Origin of the sequence: Salinarimonas ramus (assembly GCF_014645695.1) — a bacterium.
Lineage (GTDB): Bacteria > Pseudomonadota > Alphaproteobacteria > Rhizobiales > Beijerinckiaceae > Salinarimonas > Salinarimonas ramus.
The window spans coordinates 44,706-62,376 of record NZ_BMMF01000008.1 but is presented as its reverse complement, the minus strand read 5'-3'; the positions used below and the strand labels follow the sequence as shown (position 1 = coordinate 62,376).

Sequence of the window (17,671 nt, the reverse complement as noted above, 5' to 3'; positions counted from 1 at the left end):
ACCGGCCGGGCGCCGTGTCGGCCGGGGCCGGTCCCCACCAGGCCTACGCGACGGTGCGCCGAGCGGATGACTTCCGTCGTCGCACCTGGGTCGCGCAGCCGAACGAGGCCGTGTCAGCGTCGCGCAGCCTCGATCAGCGGCGTGATGCGCCGCAAGGTGACGCGGCGGTTGCGCGCCTCGGCGCTCTGGGTCGGGACCTTGAGGAATTCCTCGCCGTAGCCCTGCGTCACCAGGTTCTCGGGCGGGATGCCGTAGGCTTCCGAGAGAACGTAGGCGACGCTCTCCGCACGCCGGTCCGAGAGCGAGAGGTTGTCGATCTCCGGGCCCACGGCGTCGGTGTGGCCCTCCACGAGGAAGATCTCGTCCATGTCGCCGGTGAGCACCTCGCGCATCGCCCGCGCCACCGGTGCCAGCGCGGCGACCTGTTGCTGGGAGAGCCGCCATTCGCCGGTGGCGAAGGTGACCACGTCGAGATCTACGCGGCGCATGTAGTCGCGCAGGTTCTCGTTGTAGCGCACCTCGTCGAGGCTGTAGGCCCGCGGCGGCGGCGCCACCGGCGGTGCGGTGAAGGCCTCGATCACCCGCGGCGGCGGCGAGGCGAGGCCGGCATCGACCTCCTCGAGCGTCACGACGTAATCCTCCTGCGGGATCTCCACGAGCGGCGGCGGCAGGGCGAGCGACCAATCCGCCTCGTAGAGGAAGCGCCCCTCCTCCCGCGGCAGGCGCCCCTCCCGCACGAAGCGCTCGGGGCGGTTGTCGATGAGGATCGTCTCGGTGCCGTCCGGCGCGCGGCGGGTGCGGCTGATCATGTTGCCGTAGGGGTCGGTCACCGTGATCACCTGGTAGCCGCCCGGCCGGTCGGCGATGAGGATGCGCCGGTCGTCGCGCTCGATGACCTGGATGTCGTCGTAGTAGCGGCGCAGGCGCTCCTGCTCGTCGTTGACGATGATCACGCGGTCGCCTTCGCGAATGATGGTGCGCGACCCCGGCTCGACGATGACGCTACGCCCGTCGATGACGCGCTCCTCGCGCTGGCGCCGCACGTCCTCGAGCCGGCGCGCGCCCTCTTCCAGCACGCCGAAGAGCGAGTCGAGCCCGCTCGCGGTCGGCGCCACCGGCTCGGCCGGGAGAGCCGGCGCGCGGCCGGGTGCGGCGGCCGGAGGCACGGCCGCGGCGGGAGCCTGCGGTGCCACAGGCGTTGGATTCGGGGGAACGGGTGCCGCCTGCGGGGCCACGGGCGCGGGCTGAGCGGGAGCCTCGGCGGGTGCCGGAGCCGGTGCGGGAGCCGGCGCGTCTGGGGCGAGGGTCTGGGCCGGAGCGGCCGCGGGGGCTTCCGGCGCCGGAGCCTCCTGGGCGGGAGCCGGAGCCGGCTCGGGGGCCGGGGCGGGTTCCGGAGCCGGCTCGGGCGCGGCCTGCGCGGCGGGGGCCTCGGCGGGCGGCACCTCGGCGGCGGGTTCTTCCGTGGCCGGCTCTTCGGCTGCGGGTTCGTCGGCGGCCGGCTCGTCGACGGTCTGCGCCTCCGCGGCGGGAAGCTGCTCGGGAACGGCCTCCTCGACGGGCGCAGGCTCCTCTGCAGGGAGCTCCTCTGCCGGGGGAGCCTCAGCGGCAGGCTCCTGGGCGGCGGGCTCTTCGACCGGGGGCGGTTCCTCCACCGGCGGTGCCTCCGGCGCCGGCTCCTCGACGGGCGGTGCCTCGGCTGGTGGCTCCTCTGCAGGAGGGTCCTCGGCAGGAGGCTCCTGGGCAGGCGGCGCTTCGGCCGGCGGTGCCTCCGCGGGAGGGGCTTCGGCCGGGGGAGCCTCGGCCGCCGGCTCGTCCGTGGCGGGCGTGTCGTCCTCGACGACGGTGCCGTCGGGCAGGCGGCGAAGGAGCGGGTTCTCGTCCGCCGCCGGCTCCGCTTGCGCGAGGTGGAGGAGCGGCGCGCTGGGCTGGGGCGCGGCCGTCGCCGGGCCGGTCAAGGCGGTGGTCGCCATCGCGGTGGTGGCGAGGAGCGCGAGGAGGCGGGGCATCTGTCTCATCCGGTCTCTCGTATCGTGGTGTCGCAATGTGACGCTCCCGCGGGCCGCAGGGTTCCACGCGCGGCCTCTCGGCCATTCCGCGCGGGCGCCGCCGGTGCTAGGAGGAGCGTCGCCGGGTCGTCGCCCAGCCATGGGGCGGCGCGCCTGAACCCGCCCTGAACCGTCCCGCAACGAGATCGACGCCGAAGATGCCCTCAGACGCCGCCGAGGCCGCGCCGAACCCGCCCAAGCCGAACCCGCCCAAGCCAATCCCGCCCGCGCACGCCCGCTTCGCGATCGCCCTCGCGCTCGCGATCTTCCTCGCGGACCAGGCGACGAAGCTCTATTTCCTTTTCGGCTACGACCTGCGGGTCCACGCGCCGCTCGTGCTCGCGCCCTTCGCCGAGCTGATCGTCGTGTGGAACCGCGGCATCTCCTACGGTCTCTTCCAGCAGGAGACCGAGCTCGGCCGCTGGCTCCTCGTCGCGCTTTCCATCGGTGCCTCCATCGGGCTCGGCCTGTGGATGCTGCGCACGCCCGCGCGCTTCCTCGCGGGCTCGCTCGCCCTCGTCGTCGGCGGCGCGCTCGGCAACGTCGTCGACCGCGTGGCGTACGGTGCGGTCTTCGACTTCGTGCACCTCCACTGGGGCGCGTTCTCCTGGTACGTCTTCAATGTCGCGGACGCCGCGATCGTTGCGGGGGTCCTCGGTCTCCTCTATGACTCGCTGGTCCTCGAGCCGCGCCGGGCGCGGCGGGAGGGCCCGCCACACGAAAGCCGCGATGGCGGGTGATGGGACGGGCGCTCGGCCGGACGGCCGGCGCGACCACACGAGATCGACGAGGGGTCGAGACGAGATGACGCGTTCCGGTTTCGCGCGCGCCGCCATCGCCGGCGCAGCCCTGGCGCCGCTGGCCTTGGGCCTGCTGTCGCCCCAGCCCGCGACGGCGCAGGACGGCGGCTTCTTCCGCGAGGTGTTCGGCGCGATCGGCCTCGTCGAGCCGGATCAGCCGGACATCCAATATCGCGAGCGCGCACCTCTCGTGGTCCCGCCGAACCTCGGCGCCCTGCCGCCGCCGGTAGAAGGCGGCGTCGCGGAGGCGAACCCGCAATGGCCGAACGATCCGGACGTGGCTGCCGCCCGCGCCCGCGCCATCGAGGCGAACACGCCGGCTCCGGAGCGTGGCGGCGCGTTCGAGGGCATCGGGCGGCGGATGACGCCCGAGGAGCTGCGCGCCGGGCGCGTCCCCGGCGCCGGCCTCGGCGGCCCGGTGCGGCCGGAATGGGAGCCGGCGGAGCGCGGCTTCGGCGGCGCCAACGCCAATCCCGCCTGGATCCCGCCGGACACCTTGCGCCGCCTCGACGAGGAGCGCCGCGCCGCTGCGCCGGAGACGCGCCTGCAGCGCCGCTTCCTCACCGATCCGCCTCAGGCCTACCTGGCGCCGGACCCCGCCGCCGCCTTCCCCGAGCGCGTGGACACGTTCACCGGCCCGCGGCCCGAGCCGCAATCGGCCACGGACTTCGTGCGCGATCAGAACGCGCGGCAGTAAGGCGGGCGTCGTTGGCCGACGCCGCGGAGGGACAGGGTTTCGCGAAGGGGCGCCGGTGGCGCCCCTTCGTCGTTTCGCGTGCGTGATCATCGCCCGGCCGCTGCGTCGCGGCGTTCCATCGCGCGGGCGAGACCGGCGTCGAGCTCGGGCTGCGTCAGGACACGCACGTGCGGGCCGGCGGTCCAGACGAGATGCGCCTCGATCCGCCGCCCGGGAAAGGCGCGTGCGAGGAGCGCGGCGTAGAGCCCCATCTGGACGAGCGTCGTACCCGGAACGGGCGCGTCCGGAGCCGGCGGGCGCGCCGCCGTCTTGAAGTCCGCGAAGACGATCGCGTCCGGCCCGATGGCGAGCCGATCGAGCTGGCCGGCGACGGCGATCTCCTCCCCGCTCGGCAGCACGACGCGCCCGGCGACGGGCGCCTCCGCGAAAGCGTGCTGCGAGAAGAGCGGCGCGAGGCGGGGGTCCGCGATCACGGCGCAGGCGTCGCGCACGATCGCAGCGCGCACCTCCTCGGAGAGACCGCGGGCGCGGGCGGCGACGAAGCTCGTCGCCGCCGCCTCGCGCGTGTCGGCGGGAAGCGCCGGCAGGCGCTCGACGAGGGCGTGGATCAGCGTGCCGCGCAGGCGCGCCGCCGCGACGAAGGGCTTGTCCGCGGCCCGCGGGCGGCGATCGGCGGCGGAGAGCGCGTTCGACGGACGAAGTGGCGGCGCAGCTTCCCGCTCGGGTGCCGCCGGGGCGAAGAGCCAGGCGGGCGGAGCGGACGCGCCGGCTGCAGTCCCGCGCTCCTCCCGAACCGGGTCCGCAGGCGGCTCGCCCGTCGCGTCCGTCGCGTTCTCGCGCCAGACGAGGGCGCCCGCGACGTAGGGAAGGTCGGTCTCGATCGGCCCGGGCGTGCCGGCGAGGGCGAGGCGCGTCATCGACGACCAGGCTGTCTCCGGCGCGTCCCGGTCGGCGCGGTTGATGTAGGGCGCGACGACGAGATGGCTTTCGGCGCGGGTGAGGGCCACGTAGAGCAGCCGGTTCGCTTCCTCCGCATTGCGGATCGTCGCCAGGTCGCGCGCCTCGCCCAGCGCATCGCAATCGTGGTCCTTGCCCGGCGACCAGACGGGCAGCGTCTCGTCGCGCGCGACGGTCAGCGCGACGAGGGGCGACACACGCCCCGCCTGTGCGCCGGCGTCGTCGAGGACGACGACGACGGGGGCTTCGAGCCCCTTGGCGCCGTGCACCGTCATGACGCGCACCTCGTCGGCGCCGCTCTCGAGATCGCGCTTGATCTCGCGCTCGACCCCCTCGAACCCGGCGAGGAAGCGGGCCAGCGAAGGCGCCTCGGGCGCCTCCGCCTCGCGGGCGAGGCCGAGGAAGGCGTCGATGGCGTCGCCCGCCTCCGAGCCCAGGCGCGAGACGAGGGCGCGGCGCCCGCCACGCGGCCCGACGAGGGCGGCGTAGAAGCCGAAGGGGCCGTGCGCGGCGGCGAGGCGCGCCCAGGCGTCGAGCGCCTCGCGCGCGCGGATCGCGGCGGCGTCGCCGGCTTCCGCCGCCGCGCGCACGGCGTCGGCGACGCTCGCCTGCGGCCCGCGGCGCGCGGCGATGCGCACGAGGTCGTCGTCCTCGAGCGCGACCAAAGGGGATTTGAGCGCGGCCGCGACGGTGAGGTCGTCCTGCGGCAGCAACGCCGTGCGTCCGGCCGCGATGAGATCCTCCACCGCGATGTGATGCGTGAGCGAGAGGCGGTCCGCCCCGGCGACGGGCAGGCCGGTGTCCTTGAGCGCCTTGATGACGGCGTGGAAGGCGGCGTTGCGCTTTCGCACGAGGACGAGCACCTCTCCGGGGCGGCGCACGCGCCCGCAGGCGTCGCCCGTGGTCGTCCAGACGCGGATGGCTCGGGCGACGCGCCGCGCGGTCACGACCGCCGGGGCGCTCTCCTCCACCACGTCGACGGGATGGGTCCAGGCGTCGGGCTCGGCGCCCGGATCGGGGCGCGCGATCGGCCACAGCTCGACGAGGCCGGGCGTGTCCGGCCGTACGCTCTCGTGGACGGTACCCGTCGCCCGGTCCGACGGGTCGAGGCCCGCATAATGCGCGGGCACGCCGAAGACGCGGTCGACCGCCGACAGGATCGTCGGCGCCGAGCGGAAGGAGACCGTGAGCGGCACCTCCTCGAAGGGGAAGCCGCCGGCGTGGGCGAGCTTGCGCCAATGCTGCCGGCTCTCCTCGAAGCGCCGCGGATCGGCGCCCTGGAAGGAGTAGATCGACTGCTTGGGGTCGCCCACCGCGAAGATCGTGCGCGGGCGCCCGCCCGCGGCGCCGGCGCCGGCGTGGAACTCCTCGGTGATGTGGCGCAGGATCTCCCATTGCTCGGGATTGGTGTCCTGCGCCTCGTCGACGAGGACGTGATCGATGCCGCGGTCGAGCTTGTAGAGCAGCCAGGCCGCCTCGCCCCGACGCAGCAGGGCGAGCGTGCGTCGCACGAGATCGTCGAAATCGAGCGCGCCGAGCCGGCGCTTCTCCGCCTCCACCTTCTCGAGGATCGCGCCCGCGAGCACGTAGAGCGCGCGGGTGCGGGCGAGGGCGGCGGCGGCGCGGCGACGCTCGCCGAGCGCGACGAGCCTTTGGCGCTCGGCGATCAGCCGTTCCTTCACGGCGGTGCCCATGGCCTTCGTCGCCAGCGTCGAATCGGCCTTGGGCGCCCCGTCCTTGCGCAGGAAGAGGCCGAGATAGGCCTCGAGCCGCGACGGATCGTCGGTCGCCTCCGCCATGCGCTGGAGGCAGGCCGCCTGCTTGGCGTCGTTGCTGCTGCCGGTCGCGAGGAACGCGCGGGCGAGCGCCGCCCGCTCGCTCTGCGGGAGCGCGTCCGCGAGCATGGAGGCGGCGATCGTCGCCTCGTCCTCGTGCGGCTCGAGGCCGAAGATCTCGGCGACCTTCGCGAGCGCGGCCTCGCGCGAGGCCGCGTCGGCGAGCGCGTCCTTGCAGGCGAGGGCCTCGCGCAGGAGCGCGTCGAGCCGCTCGCCCGACGCGTGCGCGTCGACGGCGGCGAAGGCGTCGGCGAGGGCCGCGTCGCCCAGATGCGCGGCGGCGAGGATGCCGGCCTTGGCTGCGCGCACGAGCTCGTCGGAGGCGGCGTCGTCGAGGACGGTGAAGCTCGCCGGGACGTTCGCCTCGAAGGGCGCGATGTGCAGGAGCCGCTCGCAGAAGGCGTGGATCGTCTCGATCTTGAGGCCCCCCGGCGTCTCCACCGCGCGCGCGAAGAGGCGGCGGGCCGCCACCAGGCGCTCGCGCGACGGGTGCGCGCCATCGAGCGCCTCCAGCCGCTTCGTGAGCGCCGCGTCGTCGAGGCTCACCCAGGCCGACAGCGTGTCGAAGATGCGGATCGACATGTTCGCCGCCGCGGCCTTGGTGAAGGTGAGGCACAGGATGCGCCCGGGCGGCGTGCCCGCGAGCATGAGCCGCATGACCCTGTCGGTGAGGACCTTGGTCTTGCCCGAGCCCGCATTGGCGGAGACCCAGGCCGACAGCGTCGGGTCCGCGGCCCGGCGCTGGCTCTCGATCGTGTGGGCGGGGATGCGCATGGCGCCCCGCGCGCCGGAGGCGGTCGTCGTCACGTCTCGTCCTCCACGCCCGCGCCGCCTGCGGCGGACCATTCCTTCACACGCGCCAGGTGGTCGTAGGCCGAGAAGCGCAGGGCGTATTGCGCGTAGGGCCGGGAGACGTAGCCGTACTCGCCGGCGACGAAGCGCGCGACGAGGCCGGTGAGCCGCGCGAGATGCTCGCTCACGAGATCGGCGACGGTTCGCTCCTCGTCCTTGGGCGGCGCGATCGGGCAGGGGCGGAAGGGCTCCTTGCCGCCCGACGCGTGCACATAGAGGAGATCGACCTCGCCGGCCGCCTTCTGGACGCCCTCGAAGGCGCCCGCGCGCAGCATGGCGGCCTCCAGCGTCAGCTGCGGCGAGAAGCCGGCGAAGACCATCTTCGCCGAGGGCGGCGTGCCGGTCTTGTAGTCCACGATGGTGGCGCCGCCGTCGCGCCGGCGCTCGATCCGGTCGGCTCGCGCCGTGAGCAGGAAGGTCTCCGCGCCCAGCTGGATCGGGAGCTTGCCCGAGCGCTCGACGGCGAGGTCGGCGAGGAGCGCGCGGCGGTCGATCTCCCAGTCGAGGAAGCCGTCGATCACCCGCTCGAACCGCGGCCACCACTCGGCCTGGACCTCCGGATAGGCCTCGCCGATGGGCGCGAACAGGTCGAGCCCGATCTGGCGCAGGCGCTCGGCCGCGACGTCCCGCGGCGGCAGCGCGTCGGGATGCGCCTCCACGAAGAGCGCGAACGTGTCGTGGATGAGGCTGCCGCGCTCGGCTGCGCCCGGCGCGGTGGCGATGGCGTCCAGCGGATCGAGGCCGAGCACGCGCCGTGCGAAGATGGCGTAGGGATCGCGCACCAGGGTCTCGACCTCCGTGACGGAGAGCCGTCGCGGGAAGAGCGCGGGATCCGGCCGCGGTGCCGGGCGGGGGAGGGGAGGCGCGGGCTCTGCGGCGTCGAGCCGGTCCGCCAGCGCGGACAGACGCGCTCCGCCCGCGAGCATGTCCTGCCACGGCGCGTCCCCGACGAAGGCGCGGATGCGCTGGAGGAAGCGCGAGGGTACCGTCGGCGCGCCGTCGCGCTTCTTGGCGCGGGTGACGACGACGTCCCTGGCGCCGAGCGCCTGGACGAAGTCGTGGGCCGTCTGGCCGAGACGGCGCTCCGGCGGGGGCAGGCCGATCTCCTCGCGCATGGGCCGGTTGAGGAAGGCGTCGGTGCGCGCGCGCGGCGGCCAGACGCCCTCGTCGAGGCCGGCGAGCACGATCCTGTCGGCGCGCACGAGCCGCGCCTCGAGCAATCCCAGCACCTTGAGCCGCGGATGCGCCCGGTCGGCGCGCCCCGGCGCGCGGCGATCGCGGGCGACGTTGGCGAAGAAGCCGGGATAGTCGAGGAAGACGCCCCGCAGAGCCGCGTCGGCGTCGACGAGGGAGAGGTCGTCGAAGAGTTCGGCCAGCGCCTCGTCGGACCCGTCCGTGAAGAGCGCCGCCTCGTCCTCGCTCGCGTCCTCGTCCGTATCGACCTCGCGGTCGGGGGCGGCGACGAGGGCGTCGAAGGCGGCGCGGTGGGCGGCCGCAAGTGCGGGGAGCGAGATTTCGCGGGGGCCGATATCGCGCCCGAAGGTCGCGAAGGCCGCCTCCAGCCGTGCGAGCAGCGACGCCGCCAGCTCCCAATCCGCGTCCTCCAGCCGGGCGCGGGGGCGCGGGACGCGACCGGCCTCGCGCGCTGTCTCGATCCGGCGCAGGTCGAGAGCTGCGCGCAGCCCCGCGATTCCCGCCCGCGGCTCGGGCCCGCGCAGGACGCCGATCTCCAGCGCCGCGCGGGCGCGCGCCATGTCGACGGCGTCGAAGCCGAGGCGCACCGCGGAATGATGCAGGAGCGCCAGCGTGGAGAGCGGCGAGAAGCGGTCCGCCGCCGCCTCCGCGGCGAGCCTGGCGAGGCGCCCGGCCTGCGATTCGGCGAGGCTCGTGCCGGCGGAATCGTCGACGCTCACGCCCCAGCGGCCGAGCTCTGCGCAGACGCGCTCGGCCAGCCCGCGATCGGGCGTCACGAGCGCCGCCGTCCGCCCGGGCGTCTCGAGCGTCTCGCGCAGGGCGATCGCCACGCAGAGCGCCTCGCGCCGCTCGTCGGCGGCCTCGACGAGGGCGATGCCCTCGCTGCCCCGCGCCGCGAGGGTGGAGCGCAGATCGGCGTCCAGCGCGGCCCAGGCCTCCGTCGTCTCGGCCGGACGCATGGCCTCGGCGAGCATCCGCTCGCGGGCGCGGCCCGCCGCCTCCGGCTCGGCGAGGGGGAGGACGTCCTCGCGGCGCAGGTGAAGCACCTCGGAGAGGAGCCGCGCCATCACCGCCTGCGGATGGCCGTGGGCGGCGGAAAGCCCGCTCTCGCGATCCCCGCAAACCGCGCGCCAGGCGCCCTCGTCGAGGTCCCGGTCGAGACCGGGCAGCACGACGGCGCCGCGTGGCAGGTTCGCGATGGCCGCGAGGAGCCGCGCCGTCGCGGGGATCGAGCCCGTGGAGCCGGCCGCGATCACCGGTCCGCGCGGCGGGCTCGTGCGCAGGCGCGCGGCTTCCGCGTCGATCAGCGCCGCCGTCCGTCGCCCGGGGTCGCTCGCCCCGCGCTCGGCGAGGATCGCCGGCCATGCGGTGAAGGCGATGCGCACGAAATCGAGGGTGAGCTCGAAATAGGTGGAGAAGTCTCCGTCGACGGCTCTCCCGAGGGCCTCGAAGGGCACGTTCTCGTAGGCGAGGTCGTCCATCAGCGCCTCGAGCTCGCCCGCGAGCGAGACCGCGTCGGCGGGCGAGGAGGGCACGAGGAAGGGCGTGTCCCCGTCGAGCCGGGCGAGACGCGGATCGAGAGCCTCCGACCAATGCTGGACGAGCCGCGCCAGCAGCAGGCGACGCTCCAGCGGCGCGATCGGGGGAGCGAGCGCCTGCGCGGCCGCGCCCGTCTCCAGCGCGCCGGCGGCGAGCGCGAGCTCGGCGTCGTCGGCAGCGCCGAGCGGCACGATCCGCGGGAGCACGAGCGCGGGCGTCTCGAAGCGCGCCGCCGCACGCTCGGCGACGAGCGCGCCCAGCGCCCGGGCCGCACGCCGCGTCGGCAGGAAGATCGTCGCCTCCGCGAGCGCCTCGGGCCCCGACGTCTCGGGATAGCCCGGCACGAGGCGGCCCTCCACGAGCGCGTCGGCCAGCGTCTCCAGGAAGGGCAGGCCGAGGGGTATCGTGAACACGCGCGTCATCTCGGCCCCGCTCTCCCCATCCGTGACTAGAACGTATCAGGAACGATTTCGACCGTCAACGTTGCGCCCGCGCCCCGTCCACAGCCGTCCACAGCCTGCGAGAGCCGCCCATGCCGGGTCTCGCAGCGCGGAACGCCCCGTGAGGGCCCCGCGTTGACGAGGCACAGGTTTCACCACACGCGAGAGCCGCCCGTAGGGGCGGCCGCAGGAGGCATTCCATGGCGAGCAGCGCCCATCCCGATCCCAAGCATCATCTCATCGCCAGCGACCGCGTCGAGGGCACGCCCGTCAAGCGCTCCGACGGCGACGAGATCGGCCATATCCAGCGCGTCATGATCGACAAGCGCTCCGGCAAGGTCGCCTACGCCGTCATGAGCGTCTCCGGTGGCCTGTTCGGCACCGAGACGAAGGGCTTCACCCTGCCCTGGGGCGTGCTCCATTACGACACCGACCTGAACGCCTACGAGCTCAACCTCACCGACGACCAGCTGAGCCAGGCACCCCGCGAGACCGCCGAGCATTACGACGCCTCGTTCTCGCGGGATTGGGAGGAGCACGTCCACCGCTACTACAACGCGACGCCCTATTGGGGCCAGTCGGACCCCATGTCGACGGGCCGCTGAGCCGATCCACCCTGCGCGCTCAGGCCGCGCGTCCGCGCCGCTTTCTCACGGGTGCGGGCGCCTCGCCGTCTCCCGGCTCCTTCGACGCCCGCCCGCGCCCCGCGCCGGCGGGCGTCGGCGCGAACAGGGCCTCGCCGAGCGCGTGGGCGAGGATCTTCTTCATCACGCTCGGCAGCGGCTCCTGCGAGATCGCCTCGCGCGGCGTGAAGCGCATGCCGTCGGGCGCGGCGGTGCCTGCAGCGACGCGGGCGTGGAGAACGCTCGCCTCCAGCGTGAAATGCGTGAAGACGTGGCGCACCACGCCGTCCAGGCGCTTCCAGCGCGCGTCGAGCGGCGCATCGAGGATCGCCTGCGAGGGCACCCAGTCGACCGACCAGGCGCTGCCGGGCGGCTCGGCCATGCCGCCGAGCAGGCCCTCCGGGGCGCGGGTGCGCAGCAGGATCGCGCCGTCGGCGCGCTCGACGACGAAAGCGGCGCCGCGGCGGGTCTCGCGGGTCTTCTTGGGCGCCTTGACGGGATAGAGCTCCGCCTCGCCGGCGCGGCGGGCGGCGCAGAGGCTCATCCAGGGGCAGAGCGCGCAGGCGGGGCGCTTGGGCGTGCAGATCGTCGCGCCGAGATCCATCAGCGCCTGGGCGAAGTCGCCCGGCCGGTCCGGCGGCACGAGGGCGAGCGTCGCCTCGCGCACGGCGGCCTTGGCCTTGGGCATGGGCTCGGCGATGGCGTGGAGGCGCGTCATCACCCGTTCGACGTTGCCGTCGACCGCGGCCGCGACCCGGTCGAAGGCGATGGCCGCGATGGCGCCCGCGGTGTAGGCGCCGATGCCCGGCAGCGCGCGCAAGCCGTCCTCGGTATCCGGAAAGCGCCCGCCGTGCTCGGCGACGACGGCCTTGGCGCAGGCGTGAAGATTGCGCGCGCGGGAATAATAGCCGAGCCCCGCCCAGGCGTTCATCACCTCCTCCGACGGCGCGGCCGCGAGCGCCTCCACGGTGGGAAAGCGCGTGAGGAAGCGCTCGAAATAGGGCTTCACCGCCATCACGGTCGTCTGCTGGAGCATGATCTCCGAGAGCCAGACGCGGTAGGGATCGGCCGCCTCGCCGGGGCGCGCGCGCCAGGGCAGGGCGCGACGGTGGCGGTCGTACCAGGTGAGGAGGTCGGCCGCCGAGATCGGCTTGCCGCCGGCAGGCTCGGCGTTGCGAGGTTCTTCGAGGCTGGGCTCGGCGCGCGTCTGCGTCGCGGGCATGGGCTGCGAATCGGCTGTTCGAGGAGGGTCGGTCGGGGCTACCATGGTCCCCATCCATAGCCGATCCGGGAATCGGCTTCCATCGGAGCGCGGGCGGGCGGAATGGCGCGGCAGGCATACGGATCGAGGCCGCTGGCGGAGCTGGTCGACGGCGCCATGGGCGAGGCGCTCGCGCGCCAGGGCTTCGCCTCGGCGGACGTCATCGCCGCCTGGCCCGACATCGCGGGCGATCCGCTCGGCACCTATTCGCAGCCCGTGAAGCTCGAATGGCCCAAGCGCGCGCGCCCGGAGCCGGACGCCGCGCCGCCGCCGGCGACGCTCGTCATCCTGGTGGAGAGCGCCTTCGCGCTCGACGCGCAGCACATGGCGCCGCTCCTCATCGAGCGGATCAACGCGCTCTACGGCTGGGGCTGCGTGGGCAAGATCGTGCTCAAGCAGGGGCCCGTGCGCCGCCCGCCGCCGCGGCGCCCGCCGGCGCGCCCTCTCGCGCCGGGCGAGGAGGCGGCGATCGCCGGCGCGACCGGATCGGTCGAGGACGCCTCCTTGCGCGATGCGCTCGCCCGGCTCGGGCGCGAGATCGTCTCCCGGCAGGGGCGGGCCCGCTAGGCCGCGCCGGCACGGAGCCGGCTCACACGAAGACGTGATTCGCCCGCCTGCGGCGGGGGCGCGCGTCGCGCTTGTCCCCGGCCTCACTCTCGGCCTACTTGTCGTGCGAACGATACCGCCGACCCATCGACGGAGTAACGATGATGATCACGCGTCGCCACGCCCTCACCTTCCTCGCCGGCGCGAGCGCCGTCGGCACGCTGGGCCTGCGGCCCGCCTTCGCGCAGACCGCGGACATGGACGTGCTCGGCACCGCCGGCCCGCTGGGCGAGATGGCGCTCGGCGACGAGAACGCGCCGGTGACGGTCTACGAATACGCCTCGCTGACCTGCAGCCATTGCGCCACGTTCCACAACAACACCTGGCCGCAGGTGAAGGAGCGCTTCATCGACACCGGGCAGGTGCGATTCGTCATGCGCGAATACCCGCTCGACCCGCTGGCCACGGCGGGCTTCATGCTCGCGCGCTGCGAGCCGGAGCTGTACTGGCCGGTCGTCGACATGCTGTTCGAGCTCCAGCGCGAATGGGCCTTCTCCGACCGGCCACTCGACACCTTGGCGCAGCTGATGCGCCAGGCCGGTTTTTCACAGGAGAAGTTCGAGGCGTGCTTGCGCGACCAGTCCCTCTACGATGGTATCCAGGAGGTGAAGGCGCGCGGCGAGGAGCTCGGCGTCAACGCCACGCCGACCTTCTTCTTCAACGGCGAGAAGCGCAGCGGAGCGCTCACCATCGATGAGTTCGAGGCCATCGTCGCGCCGATGCTGGAGGGCTGATCCCGCCGCCCGCGAGGGCGCGCGCCGATGCAGCTGACGCGCCTTCGCATCGCGGGCTTCAAGACCTTCGTCGAGGCCACCGACGTGCCCATCGAGCCGGGGCTGACGGGCATCGTCGGTCCCAACGGCTGCGGCAAGTCGAACCTCGTCGAGGCCCTGCGCTGGGTCATGGGCGAGAGCTCCTACAAGGCGATGCGCGCGTCCGGCATGGACGACGTGATCTTCAACGGCTCGGGAAACCGCCCGGCGCGCAACGCCGCCGAGGTCACCGTCAGCGTCGACAATACCGGCCGCACGGCGCCCGCCGCCTTCAACGACGCCGACCAGCTCGAGATCTCCCGCAAGATCGCCCGCGAGGCCGGCTCGACCTACCGTATCAACGGGCGGGAGGTGCGCGCGCGCGACGTGCAGCTGCTCTTCGCAGACGCGGCGACGGGCGCGCGCTCGGCGGCCCTGGTGCGCCAGGGGCAGATCTCCGAGATCATCGCCGCCAAGCCGCAGGCGCGCCGGCGCATCCTGGAGGACGCCGCCGGCATCGCCGGCCTGCATGCCCGCCGTCATGAGGCGGAGCTGCGGCTCAAGGCCGCGGAGGAGAATCTCTCGCGCGTCGAGGACGTGCTCTCGGGCCTCGACGGGCAGATCGAGGGCCTGCGCCGTCAGAGCCGGCAGGCGGCGCGCTATCGGGCGGTCGCCGCCGAGATCAGGCGGCTCGAGGCCATGGTGCAGCTCATCGGGCACGCCGCCGCGCGGGCGGACGCCGCAGCTGCGGCCTCGGAGGCGCAGGCGCGCGCGTCCGAGGTCGCCGACAAGGCGCAGGCTCAGGCGCGGACCGCCCGCGAGCAGGCGATCGCGGCCCACGCGCTTCCCGGCCTGCGCGAGGGCGAGGCCGCCGCCGCGGCGGCGCTCCAGCGCCTCGTCCTCGCCCGCGCCGAGCTCGACGGCGAGGAGACCCGCACCAAGGACAAGCTCGCCGCCCTGGAGCGCCGCGCCGGCGAGCTGGTGCGCGACCGCGCCCGCCAGGAGGCTCTGAGCGCCGACGCGATCGAGAGCATCGGGCGGCTCGAGGCCGAGCACGCGGCGCTCGCCGACACGGGGCGCGCCGCCGAGGAGGAGGAGGCCGCGCGCGAGGCGCTGTCGCTGGCGGAGAGCGTTCTCGCCGAGGCCGAGGCCGCGATGGCGGCGCTCCAGACCCGCGTCTCCGACCTCAACGCGCGGCGCGGCGCGCTGGAGCGCACGGCCGCCGAGGAGGAGGCGCGCATCGCGCGCTTCTCCGGCGAGGCCGAGCGGCTCGCCCGCGAGCGCGCCGCGCTGGAGGAGGAGCTCCCCGCCGATCTCGACGAGCTCGTCGCCGCGCGCGAAGCCGCCGCGGAGGCGCTGGAGGAGGCCGACACCCGCGCCGCCGACGCCCGCGCGCTGCTCGACCGCGCCCGCGAGGCGGAGAGCCGCGCCCGCGGCCCGCTGGCGGAGGCCGAGCGCGCGGCGCAGAAGCTCGACACCGAGGCGGCGACGCTGCGCAAGCTGTTCGCGCCCGTCGCCGGGGCGCGCTATCCCGCGATGCTCGACCAGGTCCGCGTCGAGAAGGGCTACGAGACGGCGCTCGCGGCGGCGCTCGGCGAGGATCTCGACGCCTCGAGCGATCCGGCCGCGCCGGCGCATTGGGTCGCGGTCGCCGCCGACGCAGACCCCGCTCTGCCGTCGGACGCCGTCCCGCTCGCGCGGGTCGTCGAGGCGCCGGCCGCGTTGGGGCGCCGCCTGGCGCAGGTCGGCGTCGTTTCCCGCGCGGACGGCGCGCGGCTCGCCGACACGCTCGCGCCGGGCCAGCGGCTCGTCTCGCGCGAGGGCGACCTGTGGCGCTGGGACGGCTATCGCGCCCTCGCCGAGGCGCCTTCCGCCGCCGCGCGACGCCTCGCCGAGCGCAATCGACTGGCCGATCTCGAGGAGGAGGCGCAGCGGGCGCGCGACATCGCCGAGGAGCGCCGGCGCGATCTCGACCGCGTCCAGACCGCCGCGCGCAACGCCGCCGCCCTGGAGGCGCGCACGCTGGAGGAGGCCCGCGGCGCGAGACGGGCTCTCGACGCCGCCCGCGAGGCCGCCGCCGCGGCGGAGCGTCGCGCCGCCGACGTCGCGGCGAAGCGCGCGAGCCTCGCGGACGCCGCCGAGCGCGTCGCCGAGAGCCTGGAGGAGGCCCGCGAGCGCGCCGAGGACGCACGCGCGGCCCTCGACGATCTCGCGCCCGCGCCGGAGCTCGAGATCGAGCTGGCGCAGGCGCGCGCCCGCGTCGGCGAGACGCGGGCGGACGCCTCCGAGCGTCGCGGCGCGCTCCAGAGCCTCGTTCGCGAAGCCGAGCGCGCGCAGGAGCGGCGACGGTCGCTCGAGGCGGAGATCATGTCGTGGCGCGAGCGCGGAGCGCGGGCGCGCGAGAGCGTGGAGGAGATCGCGGAGCGGCTCGAGGCGACGCGCGAGGAGCTCGAGATCCTGCGCGAGGCGCCGGACGATTTCGCGCTTCGCCGCCGACGCCTCCTCGCCGAGATCGAGGGCGCCGAGGCGGCCCGGCGCGAGGCCGCCGATCGTCTCGCGGAGGGCGAGCGCGTGTCGGCGGAATCCGACCGCGCGGCCCGCGCCGCCCTCGACGCGCTCTCCGCCGTGCGCGAGGCCGCCGCCGGCGCCGAGGCGCGGCGCGAGGCGCAGGAGACGCGTCTCCTCGCCTTCGTCCAGGCGATCCGCGACGCCTTCGACACCGACGTCGCCGGGCTCCACGCGCTGGCCCTCATCGAGCCGGGCGACGCCCTGCCCGACCAGATGGAGACGGAGGCGAAGCTCCTCTCGCTCAAGGGCGATCGCGAGCGCCTCGGCGCCGTCAACCTGCGCGCGGAGGACGAGCTCGCGGAGCTGGAGGGCAAGAAGGGCTCGCTCGCGGCGGAGCGCGACGACCTCGTCGAGGCCATCCGGCGCCTGCGCGGGGCGGTGGCGAGCCTCAACAAGGAGGGGCGCGAGCGGCTGCTCGCGGCCTTCACGCTGGTGAACGGGCATTTCGAGAGCCTGTTCACGACGCTGTTCGGCGGGGGCACGGCGCAGCTGACGCTCGTCGATTCGGACGATCCGCTGGAGGCGGGGCTCGAGATCCTCGCGCGCCCCCCGGGCAAGAAGCCGCAGACGATGACGCTGCTCTCCGGCGGCGAGCAGGCGCTGACCGCGACCGCGTTGATCTTCGCGGTCTTCCTCACCAATCCCTCGCCGATCTGCGTGCTCGACGAGGTCGACGCGCCCCTCGACGACGCCAACGTCGAGCGCTACTGCGATCTCCTCGACGAGATGGCGGGCTCCACGCGCACGCGTTTCCTCGTCATCACCCACAATCCCATCACCATGGCGCGCATGGATCGCCTCTTCGGCGTGACCATGGCGGAGCGCGGCGTCTCCACCCTCGTGTCGGTCGACCTGGAGCGCGCGGAGCGGCTGGCGGAGGCGGTCTGAGCCGCGCGAGCGCGCGTGACGATTCTGTCACGTCCGTCCGAATCGCGAATAAAATCAATTACTTCACGCAAGTGCGAGCGTCCTTGACAGGGGGGAGGCCCGCACATATGGTGCGCCCGGCTTCAGGGGCTTGGCCTTTCTCGTTTTCTCGGTCCGCGCTGGCACGATCATGGGCGATCCAACAGGGCGGAAGGGGGAAGACGGCGAGGGGTCCGGCCCCGGCGACGAGGCCGATCTGTCCGCGAGGCTCCGCCGTCTCGACACGCGCCTGGGCGATGCCCGTACGCGGCGCGATCGCGATGCGCGAGCCGGTTCCCGTGCGGCGTCCGACATGTCCGGCCTCGGAAAGGCGCTACGCTTTTCCGCGGAGTTCATCGCGGGCATCTTCGCGGGCACCGGCATCGGCTGGGCGCTGGACCAGGTCGCCGGCACGTCGCCGTGGGGGATGATCGTCGGGCTCGTTCTCGGCTTCGCTGCGGGCATGCTGAACATCATGCGTGCCGCAGGGGAGTTGAACCGCAGGCCGCGCTCGGGTACGTCCCCGGGCGAGGAGGCCGAGCGGCCGGGATCGGACGATCGCACCCGCTGAGGTCGGGACCCGCCGCCCGTCGGCG

General features: G+C 74.5%; 11 protein-coding genes. 7 read left to right on the top strand and 4 right to left on the bottom strand.

Annotated features, from left to right (window positions below):
* Positions 1-113: 113 nt before the first annotated feature.
* Positions 114-2,015, bottom strand: a complete 1,902-nt coding sequence (locus IEX89_RS14050; protein WP_188913862.1) for an OmpA family protein — start codon at positions 2,013-2,015, stop codon at positions 114-116.
* A 188-nt stretch (positions 2,016-2,203) separates the two neighbouring features.
* On the opposite strand from IEX89_RS14050, the gene lspA reads away from it, so the two are divergent.
* A complete protein-coding gene (gene lspA / locus IEX89_RS14045; protein WP_188913861.1) occupies positions 2,204-2,785 on the top strand; it encodes a signal peptidase II in 582 nt (193 codons plus the stop codon).
* Between the two features lie 64 nt (positions 2,786-2,849).
* Positions 2,850-3,542 carry a hypothetical protein gene (locus tag IEX89_RS14040; protein WP_188913860.1) on the top strand — a complete coding sequence of 231 codons (693 nt, stop codon included), beginning with the start codon at positions 2,850-2,852 and terminating at the stop codon, positions 3,540-3,542.
* An 86-nt stretch (positions 3,543-3,628) separates the two neighbouring features.
* Here IEX89_RS14040 and addA read toward each other — a convergent pair whose 3' ends face one another.
* Entirely contained in the window at positions 3,629-7,141 is a 3,513-nt protein-coding gene (addA, locus tag IEX89_RS14035; RefSeq protein WP_308423837.1) for a double-strand break repair helicase AddA, read from the bottom strand.
* The gene (gene addB / locus IEX89_RS14030; RefSeq protein ID WP_188913859.1) at positions 7,138-10,341 is read right to left on the bottom strand and encodes a double-strand break repair protein AddB; all 3,204 of its coding nucleotides are present in this window, start codon (positions 10,339-10,341) and stop codon (positions 7,138-7,140) included. The genes addA and addB overlap by 4 nt, the downstream gene beginning before the upstream one ends.
* Before the next feature lie 218 nt (positions 10,342-10,559).
* On the opposite strand from addB, the gene IEX89_RS14025 reads away from it, so the two are divergent.
* Positions 10,560-10,964 carry a PRC-barrel domain-containing protein gene (locus tag IEX89_RS14025; protein WP_188913858.1) on the top strand — a complete coding sequence of 135 codons (405 nt, stop codon included), beginning with the start codon at positions 10,560-10,562 and terminating at the stop codon, positions 10,962-10,964.
* 19 nt (positions 10,965-10,983) lie between these two features.
* Here the strand turns inward: IEX89_RS14025 and mutY are convergent, their stop codons facing one another.
* Complete coding sequence (mutY, locus tag IEX89_RS14020) at positions 10,984-12,204, bottom strand: A/G-specific adenine glycosylase (RefSeq protein ID WP_188913857.1); 1,221 nt, start codon at positions 12,202-12,204, stop codon at positions 10,984-10,986.
* Between the two features lie 102 nt (positions 12,205-12,306).
* Between mutY and IEX89_RS14015 the strand changes: the two genes are divergently transcribed.
* The 4 genes from IEX89_RS14015 to IEX89_RS14000 all read left to right on the top strand — a co-directional run bounded on the left by IEX89_RS14015 (position 12,307) and on the right by IEX89_RS14000 (position 17,646).
* Positions 12,307-12,810: a DUF721 domain-containing protein gene (locus tag IEX89_RS14015; protein ID WP_188913856.1), complete on the top strand. Its 504-nt coding sequence runs from the start codon at positions 12,307-12,309 to the stop codon at positions 12,808-12,810.
* Between the two features lie 143 nt (positions 12,811-12,953).
* The gene (locus tag IEX89_RS14010) at positions 12,954-13,583 is read left to right on the top strand and encodes a DsbA family protein (RefSeq protein ID WP_188914048.1); all 630 of its coding nucleotides are present in this window, start codon (positions 12,954-12,956) and stop codon (positions 13,581-13,583) included.
* 27 nt (positions 13,584-13,610) lie between these two features.
* Entirely contained in the window at positions 13,611-17,057 is a 3,447-nt protein-coding gene (gene smc / locus IEX89_RS14005; protein ID WP_188913855.1) for a chromosome segregation protein SMC, read from the top strand.
* Positions 17,058-17,187: 130 nt separating this feature from the next.
* On the top strand, positions 17,188-17,646 hold the full coding sequence (locus IEX89_RS14000) for an AtpZ/AtpI family protein (protein WP_244645436.1): 459 nt from the start codon (positions 17,188-17,190) through the stop codon (positions 17,644-17,646).
* Positions 17,647-17,671: the final 25 nt, after the last annotated feature.

Bases quoted from the DNA above. Each gene is read 5' to 3' on its own strand.
- IEX89_RS14025 (WP_188913858.1), top strand. From the start codon at position 10,560: ATGGCGAGCAGCGCCCATCCCGATCCCAAGCATCATCTCATCGCCAGC.
- smc (WP_188913855.1), top strand. From the start codon at position 13,611: ATGCAGCTGACGCGCCTTCGCATCGCGGGCTTCAAGACCTTCGTCGAG.
- IEX89_RS14050 (WP_188913862.1), bottom strand. From the start codon at position 2,015: ATGAGACAGATGCCCCGCCTCCTCGCGCTCCTCGCCACCACCGCGATG.
- addB (WP_188913859.1), bottom strand. From the start codon at position 10,341: ATGACGCGCGTGTTCACGATACCCCTCGGCCTGCCCTTCCTGGAGACG.
- mutY (WP_188913857.1), bottom strand. From the start codon at position 12,204: ATGCCCGCGACGCAGACGCGCGCCGAGCCCAGCCTCGAAGAACCTCGC.
- lspA (WP_188913861.1), top strand. From the start codon at position 2,204: ATGCCCTCAGACGCCGCCGAGGCCGCGCCGAACCCGCCCAAGCCGAAC.
- IEX89_RS14040 (WP_188913860.1), top strand. From the start codon at position 2,850: ATGACGCGTTCCGGTTTCGCGCGCGCCGCCATCGCCGGCGCAGCCCTG.
- IEX89_RS14015 (WP_188913856.1), top strand. From the start codon at position 12,307: ATGGCGCGGCAGGCATACGGATCGAGGCCGCTGGCGGAGCTGGTCGAC.
- IEX89_RS14010 (WP_188914048.1), top strand. From the start codon at position 12,954: ATGATCACGCGTCGCCACGCCCTCACCTTCCTCGCCGGCGCGAGCGCC.